We start from the raw sequence: 13,684 nt of genomic DNA on the forward strand, positions 1-13,684 counted from the left end.
CGGTCGCGGCACCTCTAGCCCTTGGATCGCATCGTGTTTCTTCGGCGGGCAGGCAACGAACGTCGACCGTGTTCGTGAGCTCGCCAGCGTGCTTGCGGGAATGACCGCCGACCACTTCGAGCGCGACTTGCTGGGCTCGGTCCGGCCCGACGCCACCGACTCTGTCACCGGCTGGCGCGTCACGTCATCTGCGGAGCGCAGTTCTACGGGCAGAGCCTGCCTGGTCATACGCTCCTTCTGACCACCGCAATAAAATGTGATAGTTGGCTGCCAAACCCACAGCGGGAACGGCTCGTGGTGTCCGATTGCGCGAAAGCGTGTGACACCAGGTGCGCTACCGCTTGCAGGCCCGCCGGGCGCGTCGAGAAGCTCGGACACCATCTGGGCCGGCGGCTTGGATCCGAAACGCGACGACGCCGGCATCGAGGATTTGCCCAGTCAGACTGTGGGCCAGTCACAACCGGTCAGCTCGGCGGAGATCTCCCACAGCCGTCGAGCGCATTCTGGATCGCGAGCCTTGGCGAGCAGCTTGGTCGGCTTGGGCTTGCCCCACTGGTGGGCAAGCCCGCGAGGTGCAATGTAGGTCCCGTTGGGCAGATCGGTGTGGATGGCCTGGATGGTCGAACGCGCTCCGTCGCTGGGGCGTTGAGCGATGTGCGGCGACAATACCCTGCCTGCCCACTGCAGCGGGCCCGAGCCGTTCCGGGTGATACCGGAGTCAACCATGCCTGGGTCGGCCGCATAAGCGGTGCGGCCCCGTCGAACCAATTCGCAAACGAACAGCAGGTCGGCCAGTTTCGATTCGCCATAGGCCGCCCACGTGTTGTATCGCCGGCGGTGCCAATTCAGGTCGTCGAGATGCAGCGTCGCCATCGCGTAGTTGCTACTGGCCACCACGACGACACGGTCACGGATGCGCTCACCGAGCAGACACGTCAGGGCGAAGTGGCCGAGGTAGTTGGTGCCCATGTGCGCCTCGAACCCGTCAACGGTCCGTGTGAGCGGCAGGCCCAAAACACCGGCGTTGTTGACCAAAACATCAGCGACGTCAATGGACTCGGCGAACCGTCGCACACTGGCGAGATCAGCGAGATCGAGCTGGTGGACTTCGACGTGGCCGCTCATCGCGGCGGCGGCCTCCTCGCCCTTGCTCACGGTGCGGCACGCGATGAGCACCTCGTGGCCCTCGGCCGCCAACGCGGTCGCCGCCGCCCGGCCCACACCGCTGTTTCCGCCGGTGATAATGATGCGCACCCGCGTCCTCCGTCCGCCCGCAGGCGTTAATCAGTAGCGCTTCGCTGACACTGATACACAATCACGAATTACGATGGCTGCGCCGAGCTTTGGGGGGAGATGTTTCTTACCGCGCACGCAGGTCTTGCTGATCAGCAGTGGTGTGTGCTCGGTGGCTGGCCCACGGCTCTGGCCAGGTGTTCGCCGAAGCTGTAACCGGGATGCCCGTCGATCTCGAGGTGCCAGTAGCGCTTGTCGTAGGTGCCGCCGGGCAGGCACACCAGCGCGGCGAGGGACTCGGCAGGTTCATCGGGCAGGAATACCCACACGACCTGGGTCAGTTGCTCGCCCGAGTCGATCGCCCCAGTCACATCGAGGCTGAGCGTTATCGGCATAGTCTGCTCCTCGCTGCTCAGACAAAACTGATCATCGATCGGGCGGTACTGACGGCCTACAGGTACTCGATCAGGGCCCGCGCGTCGGCGACGAAGCGCAACAGGTCGTTGAGGTGTGTGCAGGTGCTGGTGCCCGTGAGCTCCTGGCGTACCCGAAAATGCAGATCGCTTAACGTCATCCCGGTGATCCGGCCCGCGCTGGCGACAGCGCCGGGACATTCCTGCCAGGGCAGAACGCGCGGAATCGCTTCGGATCGCAGGATCAGCCCGCTGTCCGGATCGACGGCCGCGGTGAGGGTGTATTCGTGGATGATCGTTTCCTGGCCGTCGCCCCGCACGTAGGTGTCACGGAACATGGCGTCGATGCTGACCACGGCGACATCGTCGGTCTCGCCGACGTCGAGGCGCCGGCGTCGGCGCATACCGTGAAGCGGTAACGGCGCCATGTCGTGCCAGCCCACCGGATCGGCGGAATCATCGAGATCGGGGGCAACAGGACCGGTCACGATCGCGGGGTCTCCGGCTTCGAACGACGACATCAGCAGTCCGCCGGTGACGAAACCTGCGCACTGGTCGGCCACCGGCAGATACCCGGACTTGACCATCTCGCCCAACACTCCGGATGCCGACAACGCGTGGCCGGAGATCAAGGTGGCCACCGGAACATCGTCGAGCAGCGTGTAGAGCAGCTCACGGCGCTGCCGCAACTGCGGCGAGATCTTGTCGACGGCGGCGCGGAAACCGCTCATCGCCGGCGCTCCCGCCAACCGTGACAGGCCATCGATGACGGGCTCGGTCTCGATGTGCTGAACAACGCGGGGCACCATGTCGATCGTCGCAGTCAGTCCGGCCCGCCCGAGTTCACGCACCGACCGATCGCGAGCCGTGAACAAATCTCGGCCATTGCCCACCAAATACACCGGATCCAGCGAATTGCCCTCCCGCGTCATGTCCATCGACGTCGTGCGACGAAGCGAATTCGGCTGCCGTGGTGGTGTGCCGGTGGTGGGTTGGTGAGGGCCGTGCAGTGGATGCAGTGGGAAAGCGGGTGATCCCAGATCGGTCAGTGCCATGTCGGATCCCATCTGAACTCGTTCATCACCTCACACGCCGTCACGCGATGCTGACGCCCTTGATCCGCAGGAATTGTCGAGACCTTGCCGGCCGCCCTCTTATGTCTAGTCCGCTGATCCCGATCCCTCCGAACGGCCATGTCGGATTAAGCTTCGCCGCGCCGTTGACGGATCCCTTGGTCCGCCGCCACTTTAGGCATGCCTCGTGGGGCGATGTGCACCGCCCGGTCCGCCTCGGCCGCACCGGCCAGCAGGACCATCGCATCTGGTTGTCCGGTGCAGGGATTGACGTGTTGCGTTGCGCGCCGATGCGCAACTCGACCGCAGACCGTTCGACGTCAAGTGTCGAGTCGGTCATTGAGACTCCCATCTGTGGACCCCCAAGCCGCGCCGCGATATCTTGCCGAACCCGACCGGCAGCACCTGCCCGCGTCACCGCGACGTCTACTTACTGATGCTGCCGGTGTGGATGCGGGCCTGGCGCAACCCTTCCTGCGGGTCGTCGACCTCAACCGTCCACGTGCCGCAGGAGCAAGAGGCGCGGTAATGCCCGTTCTCTGGCAGGATGGCTTGCCCATCGCAGGAGCCCCCGGTGTTGGTGATGCTGGTGAGGAACTCCAGAGGTTTTTCGTGCAGGGCGCTGTCGTCGGACATGGTCGTTTACTGCCCGTCCCGATATGCAGAAATGGCGCGGAATACGGGCAGCATCCACCCATCGGCGATCGGTGTGAAGTCCACATGCACCCGCATCCCGATGGTCACATCGGCGGGGGAGACATCGACGATATTGGATACCAGCCGGGCGCCCGGCGCGTCAGGCAGGTCGAGCACGGCGGGCACCAACAACAGATCAGGCATACCCGGGAAGCCGTGGACCACGGCGAAGCTGTAAACCGTTGCATCCCCGCTCAATTCGGGCCAGATGATGTTGTTGGACTGGCATTTCGGGCAAAACGGGGTCGGCGGCAACCGGAACGCGCCGCAATCGGCACATTGCGGTGCCACGAGGCGGCGTGTTTTGGCGGCCTCCCAGAACGGCTCGGTCGTCTCGTTGACCGCGATGCGGATGTGTTCGCCGGGGATCGTCGTTGCCAGTGTCGTCGTCGGCGCGTTCATGCCGCACGCCCCAGGATCAGTCCGCTGACCGGCAGGCTGGCCGGCCCGCCGGTTACCAACGCCAGGTCGGCGTCTTCGACCTGGTTGATGGCGGTGCCGCGCATCTGCTCGACTCCTTCCATGATGTGGGTCATCCCGATGATGTAGGCCTCGGACAGCTGACCGCCGTGGGTGTTCACCGGGATGGAACCGCCGTGATAGCGGATCGCACCGCTTTCGACGAACGGTCCACCCTCACCTTTCTCACAGAAGCCGTAATCCTCGAGCTGCATCAGCACCATCGGAGTGAAGTGGTCGTAGAGCAGTGCAACATCGATGTCGGCGGCGGTGATGCCGGCCTGCTGATACAGCCTCTCGGCGATCGGCTTGTTGCCCGACGAGGCGAAGTAGTCGTCCGGCATTCCCATCCACGCGAATGCTCGACCCCACTCTCGTACACCACCGTGCGCGGCGGCGACCACCGGTACCGGAGGCTGCTTTAGGTCACGCGCCCGGTCCATGCGCGTGGTGATCACCGCTACCGCGCCGTCGGTCTCCTGACAAAAGTCGTACAGGCACAAAGGTTCTGCAATCATGCGCGCGTTAAAGTAGTCCTCCACCGTCAGCGGCGCCCGGTGTATCGCCTTGGGCCGGTTGGCCGCGTTGGCCCTTGTCGAGATGGCGATTTCGGCGAACGCCTCCCGACGGGTGCCGTACAGATACATGTGCCGACGGGCCAGCACCGACATCAGCTGCCCGGGACCGAACAGCCCCGACGGCTGCAGGAACGAGTTGATCGGGTCGGGCTCCATCGCCGAAAACACCGATCCCAGACGCTGTTTGGACTGCTGCAGGGCCATCAAGGTCACCACGACGGAGGCGTCGCCGGAAACGATCGCCGCTCTCGCCAGACCAATCGCGCCGGCCGAGCCGCCGCCGCCCGACGTCAGCGCCGCGGTGAACCGGACTTCCGGAATCCCGAGGGTCTCCATGAAGTCGGCGGTGTCCATCTTCTCGGTGTAGCCGGCGCTTGCGCCCGAGTAGTAGGCGAAGCCATCGATATCCGCGACGGTCAGACCGGCGTCCTCGCAGGCGGCCAGGATGGCCTCACAGGCAAGCTCGGTCGTCGTTTTCGGTAGGGACTGACCGCGCTTGTAATAGGGCGTCGCGCCGATTCCGACGATCGCGACGTCGCGCAAACCGGAGAAGTTCGGCACGGGCTCAGACGGTTTCGTCGCTTGGGACCGGAGGGACATCCGGGAACAGTTCGTAGAACGTGCCCTGGGTGATCCGCAGCCGGGTCTGGTCGCTGACGCCGTCGAAGAGCTGTTTCAGGGTGTCCTGGGTATGCCCGAAAGTGCCCTCCATGTGTGGGTAATCGCTGCCGAACATCACATTCTTGTAGCCCATGTGTTCGTAGGCCGCGACCGCGGTCTCGTCGTGCTGGAAGGACGCATAGACCTGGCTGTACAGGATTTCCTTGGGCGATCGATCCAGCTTGGGGCGCACCGCCATGTGATGCTGGCGATAACCCTCGATCATTCGGTCGCCAAGGAACGGAACCCACGTGGCGCCACCCTCGGAGATCAGCATTTTCAGACTCGGGTGGCGGTCCAGCGCCCCGCAGGCCACCATCTTCATCGCCGCCCGCTGACCCGAGAACGTGGTTTCGGTGTAGTTCATCACCGCACCCCCCGGACCGCGATAGACCATGCCGGCCCCGCCGGTGGCACCGCCGATCGTCATGTCCACCGGATCGGTGCCGATGTGGAAGGCCAGCACCATCCCGGATTCCTCGGCCGCCGCCCACAACGGTTCCCAGTCGTTGCGGTGCCAGTCCGGCGCACTCGGATGCGGCGTGGTCGGCAAGAAGACGGCCTTGAAACCCTTGTCGGCGGCCCACTGCAGCTCCTCGACCGCGTCGTTGACATCGAGGATGGACACCTGGGCGGTCACCACATAGCGCGGCGACACCGCGGCGATCTCCTCGAGCGCGTACTCGTTGCTCACGCGCATGCAGGCCTTGAGAAGTTCGGGGGTGCGGAAGCTCGATGCCCACATGCCCAGGGACGGAAAGATCACCTCGCCCCAGACTCCTTCCTTATCCAGGTCATCGAGCCGCACTTTTGCGTCACGGACGCCCTGGGGCTTGGAGCTCTCCTCGACGAACTTCACCATTGCCGAGGAGGGCAGCTTGCGCCGGAAGATCTGACCGTCGACGTGCACCGTCTCCCACTCCCCGTCGTCGTCCTTCTCGGCGCGTGGCGTCAGATCCGCGAGCTTCTTGGGAAGTCGGGATTGCCACAGGTCATCGGGTTCCATGAAGTGGGAATCGCCGGAGTTGGTCCAGATAAAGCTCATTTGATCCTCCAGGGCTGCGGGGCTGCCTGCATCGATGGTGGCAGCTTCGCGCGAGGAAGTCCAGAATTGTTAATGAACTAGCATTATTATATGGCCGAGGCGCCAGGTGCGATAAGACTGTCGTGACGCCAAAGGAGGCCTGATGGCGGGACCGGGAACCGAGATGTCGGCGACCGCGCGCCGTCGTAATGCCTCGGGGGAGTCGACCCGCGTCATGCTGATGGAGGTAGCAGAGCGGCTGTTCGCCACGCGGGGCATCGAAGCGGTCACCCTGCGCGAGATTCAGGAGGCCGCCGGCCAGTCGAACACCTCGGTGATCCGCTATCACTTCGGCTCGCGAGATGGCCTCATCCGGGCGCTCATCGCATTCCGCCTGAGCACACTCGGCACCGAGCGGCAAGAAATGCTGGCGCGGATGCGCGACGAGGGTAGGGAGGCCGATCCCCGCGCCGTGGTGTGGCTGCTGGTGCGTCCGCTGGCCAATAGCATCAAGGCGGGCGAGATGTTCGTGCCGTTCTTGGCGCGGCTCAGCGAGGAGCCGCGGGCCCGCACGGACTACTGGCCCGACCACCTCGACGACGACTGGACCCAGGAGCGACTCGAAGAGCTCGTCGAAGCCGCGCTGCAGGACCTGCCGGAGCGAGTTCGGCGCGGCCGCACGTTCCAGCTCTACACCAGCCTGCTCAACGTGCTGGCCGAGTCGGCGCGGTCGGGCCACGGGATCGGCGAGGCTCAGCTGCATAACTACGTCGACGGCTGGGTTGGCATGCTGACCGCGCCTGTGTCGTATGAAACGCGCGGCCTGTTCGCCGAGTCCGAGCAGCGCTAGTCACCGCCGCCGACGATCTTGCGTGCATGCAGGTCGGCGATCCGTGCGTCATCGAGTCCGATTTCGCGCAGCAATGCGTCGGTGTGCTGGCCGATCGTGCAGCCGGCATCGGCCTTGGTGCGCGATCGTGAGAACCGGTACAACGGCGCCAGACGCCGGTGCTCCTCGAAGATCGGGCTGTGGGCCGTTACCGAATAGCCGGCCTCGAAGTACGGGTCGGTCTGCAGCACCAGTTCTGAATTGCGTTCCACCACTTCCACGCAGCCGACGTCCTGGGACGATAATTCGTGTTCCCACTCCAGTTTGGTCTTGGTGGCGAATACGGGGCCGAGGACATCTGTCAGGGCTTCGTCGTTATCCGCCCGCGACGTCGCCGTGGCGAACCGCTTGTCGGCGTACAGGTCGACGTAGGGAGCCATCGCCTTCGCGAGTGCTGGCCACTCGTGGGCGAGCGGCGCCGCCAGGAAAACCCAACCGTCGGCGGCGCGGTACATGCGGTACAGCGCATTGAGCCCGTAGAAGTTCTCGTCGGCCACCTCGGGTTCGGGTCGGCCGGCGTAACCGGTGTTGTTGGTGCCGGTGTGGCGCTGCCGGCGTGCAGTGTCACCGCCTTGCGATGGATGTCGTCGAGGTCATCCGGGCGTTGGGCAGCATTGCGGCTGTCGATCAACGACAGGCCCGATGCCGCTCCGATGGACGGGGCGTAGGCGGCCCGATGCGCGTACGGCCCGTCGATGCCGTACCCGGAGGTGCTCAGAAACACCAGGGTGGGGTTGATCGCTTTGAGCGTCGCCTCGTCCACCTTGGCGCGCTTGGCGGCCTCGCCGCGGAAGCACTGCAGCACCATGTCGGATCGTTTGGCGAGCTCGTAGACCAATTCCAGGCCCTCGGGTTGGGTGAAGTCGACGGCGAAGCTCTCCTTGCCCTGCAGCACTTTCGCGCCACCTGCTTCCGGGAAGGCCACGAGATTGCGGATGTTGTCGCCCTCCAGCGGCTCGACCTTGATCACGCGCGCACCGAGGTCGGTCAGCAGCGTCGCGCCGTAGGGACCGGCGAACATACTGCCGAACTCCAGGATCGTCACACCCGCCAACGGCAAGGTCTCCACGTCCCCATCCAGTCCGGCCGCATCCGTGGTGGGCGCCGGGAGGCCGGACACCAGCAGGTCGTTGTGTTCGCCCAGGCGCGGCGCTGGCCGCAGGGTGGTCAGCGGCTTGCCGGCGGAATGGATCAGCGTGGAGGGTTGACGCACCGGCCCCAGATTGGGATCGGTCACCGTTACGCTGCGGCCCTCGTGGACGATCTGCGGGTGATCCAACGCCTCGTCTGGCGTCCGGAACAGCTCGCCGCTGAGGTCGTGGTTGGCGCTCATGGCCGATTCCCACTCGGCAAGAGACCGCGCCCGGACCCGTTCGATCATCAGGTCCCACCACTGTGTGCGCAGCTCGGCGGTGGGCAGCATCGGAAAGCCCTGCCATTTCGGGTTGGCCAGCTCGGACAACAGATCGAGTTCGGTGAGCCAGGCCGCCATGAGCGTCGGCGATACCTGGGCGAACTGCAGCCAGCGGCCGTCCTCGGTGGGCGCCACCAGCAGCGCGTAGATCAGGTACGCCTGCGGGCGTCCCTGTTCGTCGTAGGCGGCGTCCATTGGCTCGAAGGCGCCCGGGTAGCGCTTCAGCACCATCTCGTAGAACCAGTTGTACGGGTCCATCGAGGCCACCCCGGTGACGAGATTAGATTCCACCACCTGACCCCGGCCACTGGCGTCGCGCTCGATGAGTGCGGCCAAGATCGCCTGGACGGCGGCCTGCGCGGCGCCCCACGACGCGTAGGGAAACGAGATGTAGGCCAGTCCGGGCCTGCGAGTGAGGTCCCTTTTCTCGTGCATGACACCGGCCTTGGCCATGATCAGCGCTTCCCAGCCTTTGTAGTCGCGCCACGGGCCGGTTGAACCCCACCCGGTGATGGTGGCGACCACCAGCCGCGGATAGCCTTCGGCCAGCGCGGCGGGGGTCACGCCGAGGCGCTCGGCGGCGGCTGGACGCAGGGTGCTCACCAACACGTCCGCACATTTCAACAGCTCCCGCAACCGATCCAGTTCGGCGTCGTCGTGCAGATCCAGCGTGACGCTGCGCTTGCCGCGCAGGAGCGCCGGCCATCCCGGCAACCGCCGCAGGGGGCTGCCGTCGGGCGGCTCGACCATGATCACGTCGGCTCCGCAGTCGGCCAACAACTGGGTGGCCTGCGCACCAGGGAGCGTCGTCGACATATCGACAACGACCACGCCTGCGAGTGGGCCTATGGACTGCGCTTCTGCTGCCGCCATGATCGCTCCCATTGTGACGGCCGGGTGTGTGACGCACGGATGTGACCGATGCCACGCCAGCTTGGCAGCGCCAGAGATTAATGTCAATCCATTACTTCGGTGTGTTCGCCGCAGCCAGCGGACGGTGCGACCCGCTCGTGACGGACGAGCGAAGCGTCGAGATGCTGCGCAGCGTCCCCCGGCGGCGGCTCGATCCCGAGGGCCTTGACGCTGCACGAAGGTTGATGAGAGCGGGATGTAGTCGATGAGAAAGGGGATGTAACAGAAATCGAATTCGGGTGTTGCGACGTGGAGCCATCCGCAGCTGATACCCGACCAGAAGTCGACGTCAGCGGCGGGTGATACCTGGGATATCACCAGCAGCTCGGGGCGACCGTGCCGGGCGTTGCCGCGTGCCGGGCGGCTAAAGCTGTCCAGGAGAGCTCGCTGATCCGCGGCGACTTCGCGACCATCCTGGTCGACGCCGTCGGTGTGGGGTGGCAGCGACTGGCGCGGGCCGACACTTCCTGGCTTGATGCCGACGATGACCGCGGTTGACGCGTCTTGGCGTCGTCGCGCGAGTTCGTGGCGGCCCGCACCCTGTTTTTCGACTGATACTTCGCCGGCGCCGCGGCCACTTGCGTCATGCTCGACGACTCGGTCTGGACGGAAACCCGCGAATAGTTATATATTCAGCTATTAAGCTGCGGAGCCTAGTACCAGCAACCTAACTACAGGCGATGCGTCGTTGGCTCATCCGACGCCACGCGTGGATGGGGGTCAGTCATTGAAACGCCGTAGCTTGTCGGTCGCCTTACTCGTCGCGGCGGCTGCCGTTGGCGCAGTCGCGGAGACGGTAGCACCGCGGGCACGTGCCGCTCCGGCACCTGAGGTGGAGTACGTATATGACGTTATGGTGCGGCGGCATTACAACTTCCCGAACAATGACGCGCTCAGCTACGGCCACGGAATCTGCGACAAGGTCACCCGAGGCGATCCCTACGCTCAAGTAATGGGTGACGTGAAGAGTGACGTGACTCCTAACGATGAGTTCGCGGCCAACTACCTGGTCTCGTACGCGGTTAATTTATTGTGTCCTGCCGAAATTTGGCAGCTGCGGAACTCCGCTGCAGGTTACCAACCACCTTCGGGGTAGGCGTGGCTGATCTTGCGACTACCAGAGCAAGGGGTTGACCCCCGATGGTGCACACCTGACTGACGGGACTGCTGGTCCCGCGGGAAGGATGTCCGTATGTCGGGCAAGCGTCGCAAGTACACCCCCGAGTTTCGGGAGCAGGCTGCCCGCCTGGTGATCGAGACCGGTCGACCGGTGGCTCAAGTGGCTGCCGAGATCGGTGTGGGGGAACACGTGCTGGGGCGTTGGTGCGCCTCCAACGGCAAGCCGCCGCGCCTGGTGATACTGGCCGCATGCTGGACGCCGATGAACGCGCAGAGTTAAAGCGTCTGCGCCGTGAAAACGCCGAATTGCGCTTGAACCGTGGGTTTTTGAAAAAACCCGCAGCCTTCTTCGTCATCGAACACAACCGGTAGAGGCCTAGCAGGTGATCGAGGCGGAGAAGGCCAGCTACCCGATCAAGCGGATGTGTGAGCTGCTGGAACTGTCACGCATGGGCTACTACAAGTGGCGCACATCCCGAGACCGCGGGCCGGCCCCGGCCCGGCGGCGCCGCGCTGAGCTGGACGCCAAGGTCGCTGAATTTCATGCGGCGTCCGACGGCGTCTACGGTGCCCCGCGCATCCTGGCCGATCTGCACGCCGACGGTGAGCGGGTGTCGCGAAAGGCGGTGGCGGCCTCGCTGCGCCGCCAAGGACTTGCCGGGATCAGTCCGCGCCGCTTCATCCCGGTGACTACGGTCGTCGATCTGGCCAGCCCCGGTACGCAAAGACCAGGCCGCCATTTAGTTGGCGGCGCAGGATCGCTGAAAACGATTGCGTCGAAGCCAGATGCCTCGGCCCACACCGTGCGGCGTGCGATTACATCGGGCGCAAGGAAACCGGGTGCGGCGTCTGGAATTTCGTTGGGCGACCAGCGATTGGCTAGGCACCCATTCTCAGGTTACTCACGCGTCTACCAACTCGCGAACCTTCTAAGCTGCGCCCGTCACGGTCGGGTTGTTGCCGACGACGAGAGCGGCCGGTTCAAATAGCCGGCCTTGGCGACCTGGATGGTGTCGCACTCGTCGCGGCACCATCGCGACGGTTGGATCGACGATGGCGGGCAATCTGGATCTCGGACCGGCGGATGCCCAGCGCCCTATAACATATATATATTTTAATCAATCGAAGCTCTGGACGCCGCCGCGGCGCCGTGGGTAGCCTACATCCATGCCAGGCTCAGTTTGGTCGCACATTGACTAGATGCCAGTGGATCCAATACCCCCTTGCAGCGACGGCCAGCAAGTTCAAACAATCTTGCGCCGCAATTACATCGGCTGTAGCTATAGCGCCCGAGCACCGTATCGACGCTTCCAAATCCGAGTATGCGATCGCGGCCAAGGCATTACATAGTCGGACGAAGTTCGCCGCCGCCCAGTACCGCCCACCGCCGCCTCGTGGCTGACAAGAGGAGTTGGACATGCAGTATCGGCCGCTGTCTCTGCCTGCCTTGGCGGTTGCCGCCGGCGCCCTCCTGGGAATTCCCGTCGCACATGCGGATGGCGACAACAACACGCTCATACCGAACAATAAGCGACTCAACGACGGTGTCGTCGCCAACGTCTACACCATGCAGCATCAAGCAGGCTGCACCAACGACGTGAGGATCAACCCACAACTGCAACTCGCTGCGCAGCGGCACACCGAGGATGTGCTGAACAACCGCGCGCTCGACGGTGATATCGGCTCAGACGGGTCCACACCACAAGACCGCGCCAATGCGGCCGGCTTCCATGGTCCGGTGGCAGAAACGGTGGCGATCAATCAGTCAATCGCAATCAGCGGCAACGATTTGCTCAACCGGTGGTACCACAACTCCGACTATTACGCCATCATGTCCAACTGCGCCAACAGCCAGATGGGGGTGTGGTCGGAAAACAGTCCGGATCGCACCGTTTTAGTGGCGGTTTACGGTCAACCACAAGGGGTCGGGGGAACAACGCCGGCCAGCACCCAAGGGCAGAATATTCCGCTGGATCCCAGCCCCGACTATGACGCTAGCGACGAACTCGAGTTCGGCATCAACTGGCTGCCCTGGATCCTGAGGGGCGTGTACCCGCCGCCGGGCAATCCGCCGGAGTAGAGCAGGAGTCGACCGTCGTCCCGCATCTGAGCGTAAAACCCCTTGCTAGAAGGATGAACCCCAGCGGCGGCGGCGCTGCGGTGAGCTTGCCTCACGGAACGCTCGGCGTGAGAGCACGTAAGCCGTTTGCCGCAACACTATTTCGCTGGCTGGAGCCAGCGCGGTCAGGCGCTGCGCTGAAGTGATCGGCGAGACGAGTCGCAAGACCTGACATGGTGGAGAGACGGGACTGCTGCTGGCAAGCGGCCTCCGGCGGGGCTGGTGTCTACTTCGACGTCTTCACCATCGAGAAGACCACTTTGGCGCGGAGGACCTCATAATCAACGTAGTTCCGGCCGGAAGATAGCTGGGCAGCGCTAACACGCGACCTTGATCGTGAACGTGCCGGCTGCCCTCAGGCTGGGGTTGTTCGTGTCGAAGCCCTCGGCACTCCCACGGATCGTGTACGTGTAACCATTCATGGTTACGTCGGCTTTGCCTTCGAGGCCTTGCGTGTAACTGCCGGTGAAGCCGCCCAGATTATTGATAATGACGGCCTTGGCAGTGAGCGCCTTCTCGTTGGATACGAACGCCCTAGTGCCTGCCGCGGTGTCACCGGTAGTAACCGTAGTTAACGATCCCGCCGGTATGCATTTCACCGCATGGGTCTCCGGGAGAACCTGATCGTTGATCGTCACCTGCGCGGTTCCGGTGCGTAACGTTCCCGGCTGCGGTGCTGTTGCGCCTGGCGACGACGAGCATGCGCCGATACTTGCCGCTATCAAAACGGCTGCGGACGCGTTGCTGAACCGCTTCTGCACGAGCGCACCTCGCTTCATTTCGCCAACCGATGCCGCACCCGCGGCTGAGAGCAATGTAGCCACCGCACAGACCTGTCGGGGGCAGATCGCTCAGCGAGGCGGGCTGTTGGCCGGGTCGAAGCAACGTTATCCAACTTTGGTGTCGTGGTCGCCGGATATTGCGATGCCATGGGTTGGAAGAACACTTTCACCGCTGAGTCGATGCGGATGTGCTCGATTAAGATGTCGGCGATCCGGGTTGACCGCGCTCACTGAAATTCCCCACTGACGCTCATCGAAATTCCCCACCCGTGTGGCTCCGCCGAGAAGGGCGGGCCTCCTTCGATGCTGCTGG

Annotated in this window: 13 protein-coding genes and 2 pseudogenes; 6 read left to right on the plus strand and 9 right to left on the minus strand. The window is 64.1% G+C overall.

Annotated features, from left to right (window positions below; all coding sequences use genetic code 11):
* Nucleotides 1–438 precede the first annotated feature (438 nt).
* From AAHS21_RS21855 to AAHS21_RS21885, 7 genes and pseudogenes are all read right to left on the minus strand, one after another.
* Nucleotides 439–1,254, minus strand: coding sequence for an SDR family NAD(P)-dependent oxidoreductase (locus tag AAHS21_RS21855; protein WP_342929644.1), 816 nt, complete (start codon nt 1,252–1,254; stop codon nt 439–441).
* 185 nt (nt 1,255–1,439) lie between these two features.
* Nucleotides 1,440–1,628, minus strand: a pseudogene (locus AAHS21_RS21860) (alpha/beta hydrolase); the annotation flags it as partial.
* Nucleotides 1,629–1,684: 56 nt separating this feature from the next.
* Nucleotides 1,685–2,695, minus strand: a complete 1,011-nt coding sequence (locus tag AAHS21_RS21865; protein ID WP_342929661.1) for a DUF2889 domain-containing protein — start codon at nt 2,693–2,695, stop codon at nt 1,685–1,687.
* Nucleotides 2,696–3,145: 450 nt separating this feature from the next.
* Nucleotides 3,146–3,355, minus strand: a complete 210-nt coding sequence (locus tag AAHS21_RS21870; protein WP_342929645.1) for a hypothetical protein — start codon at nt 3,353–3,355, stop codon at nt 3,146–3,148.
* 6 nt (nt 3,356–3,361) lie between these two features.
* The gene (locus tag AAHS21_RS21875) at nt 3,362–3,817 is read right to left on the minus strand and encodes a zinc ribbon domain-containing protein (protein ID WP_342929646.1); all 456 of its coding nucleotides are present in this window, start codon (nt 3,815–3,817) and stop codon (nt 3,362–3,364) included.
* Nucleotides 3,814–5,013, minus strand: coding sequence for a thiolase (locus tag AAHS21_RS21880; protein WP_342929647.1), 1,200 nt, complete (start codon nt 5,011–5,013; stop codon nt 3,814–3,816). Before AAHS21_RS21880 ends, AAHS21_RS21875 begins: the two co-directional genes overlap by 4 nt.
* Nucleotides 5,014–5,017: 4 nt before the next feature.
* A complete protein-coding gene (locus AAHS21_RS21885) occupies nt 5,018–6,157 on the minus strand; it encodes an amidohydrolase family protein (protein WP_342929648.1) in 1,140 nt (379 codons plus the stop codon).
* 142 nt (nt 6,158–6,299) lie between these two features.
* Between AAHS21_RS21885 and AAHS21_RS21890 the strand changes: the two genes are divergently transcribed.
* Complete coding sequence (locus AAHS21_RS21890) at nt 6,300–6,986, plus strand: TetR/AcrR family transcriptional regulator (RefSeq protein ID WP_090422560.1); 687 nt, start codon at nt 6,300–6,302, stop codon at nt 6,984–6,986.
* Here the strand turns inward: AAHS21_RS21890 and AAHS21_RS21895 are convergent.
* Nucleotides 6,983–9,312 (minus strand): annotated as a pseudogene (locus AAHS21_RS21895) (CoA transferase). The gene AAHS21_RS21890 and the pseudogene AAHS21_RS21895 overlap by 4 nt on opposite strands.
* A gap of 375 nt (nt 9,313–9,687) precedes the next feature.
* Between AAHS21_RS21895 and AAHS21_RS21900 the strand changes: the two are divergent.
* The 5 genes from AAHS21_RS21900 (at nt 9,688) to AAHS21_RS21920 (ending at nt 12,550) form a co-directional block, all read left to right on the plus strand.
* Entirely contained in the window at nt 9,688–9,849 is a 162-nt protein-coding gene (locus AAHS21_RS21900) for a hypothetical protein (protein WP_342929649.1), read from the plus strand.
* 334 nt (nt 9,850–10,183) lie between these two features.
* A complete protein-coding gene (locus AAHS21_RS21905) occupies nt 10,184–10,447 on the plus strand; it encodes a DUF732 domain-containing protein (protein WP_342929650.1) in 264 nt (87 codons plus the stop codon).
* 96 nt (nt 10,448–10,543) lie between these two features.
* A complete protein-coding gene (locus AAHS21_RS21910; RefSeq protein ID WP_342929651.1) occupies nt 10,544–10,750 on the plus strand; it encodes a transposase in 207 nt (68 codons plus the stop codon).
* Nucleotides 10,751–10,853: 103 nt separating this feature from the next.
* Nucleotides 10,854–11,459: an IS3 family transposase gene (locus AAHS21_RS21915; RefSeq protein WP_342929652.1), complete on the plus strand. Its 606-nt coding sequence runs from the start codon at nt 10,854–10,856 to the stop codon at nt 11,457–11,459.
* 428 nt (nt 11,460–11,887) lie between these two features.
* Nucleotides 11,888–12,550, plus strand: coding sequence for a CAP domain-containing protein (locus AAHS21_RS21920; protein WP_342929653.1), 663 nt, complete (start codon nt 11,888–11,890; stop codon nt 12,548–12,550).
* Between the two features lie 356 nt (nt 12,551–12,906).
* Here the strand turns inward: AAHS21_RS21920 and AAHS21_RS21925 are convergent, their stop codons facing one another.
* The gene (locus AAHS21_RS21925) at nt 12,907–13,350 is read right to left on the minus strand and encodes a lipoprotein LpqH (RefSeq protein WP_342929654.1); all 444 of its coding nucleotides are present in this window, start codon (nt 13,348–13,350) and stop codon (nt 12,907–12,909) included.
* Nucleotides 13,351–13,684: the final 334 nt, after the last annotated feature.

It is taken from the genome of Mycobacterium sp. 050272, from assembly GCF_039023525.1.
Lineage (GTDB): Bacteria > Actinomycetota > Actinomycetes > Mycobacteriales > Mycobacteriaceae > Mycobacterium.

What these genes read in the sequence shown, in the direction of transcription:
- AAHS21_RS21920 (WP_342929653.1), top strand. Translation starts at nt 11,888, where the DNA reads ATGCAGTATCGGCCGCTGTCTCTGCCTGCCTTGGCGGTTGCCGCCGGC.
- AAHS21_RS21870 (WP_342929645.1), bottom strand. Translation starts at nt 3,355, where the DNA reads ATGTCCGACGACAGCGCCCTGCACGAAAAACCTCTGGAGTTCCTCACC.
- AAHS21_RS21910 (WP_342929651.1), top strand. Translation starts at nt 10,544, where the DNA reads ATGTCGGGCAAGCGTCGCAAGTACACCCCCGAGTTTCGGGAGCAGGCT.
- AAHS21_RS21890 (WP_090422560.1), top strand. Translation starts at nt 6,300, where the DNA reads ATGGCGGGACCGGGAACCGAGATGTCGGCGACCGCGCGCCGTCGTAAT.
- AAHS21_RS21885 (WP_342929648.1), bottom strand. Translation starts at nt 6,157, where the DNA reads ATGAGCTTTATCTGGACCAACTCCGGCGATTCCCACTTCATGGAACCC.
- AAHS21_RS21875 (WP_342929646.1), bottom strand. Translation starts at nt 3,817, where the DNA reads ATGAACGCGCCGACGACGACACTGGCAACGACGATCCCCGGCGAACAC.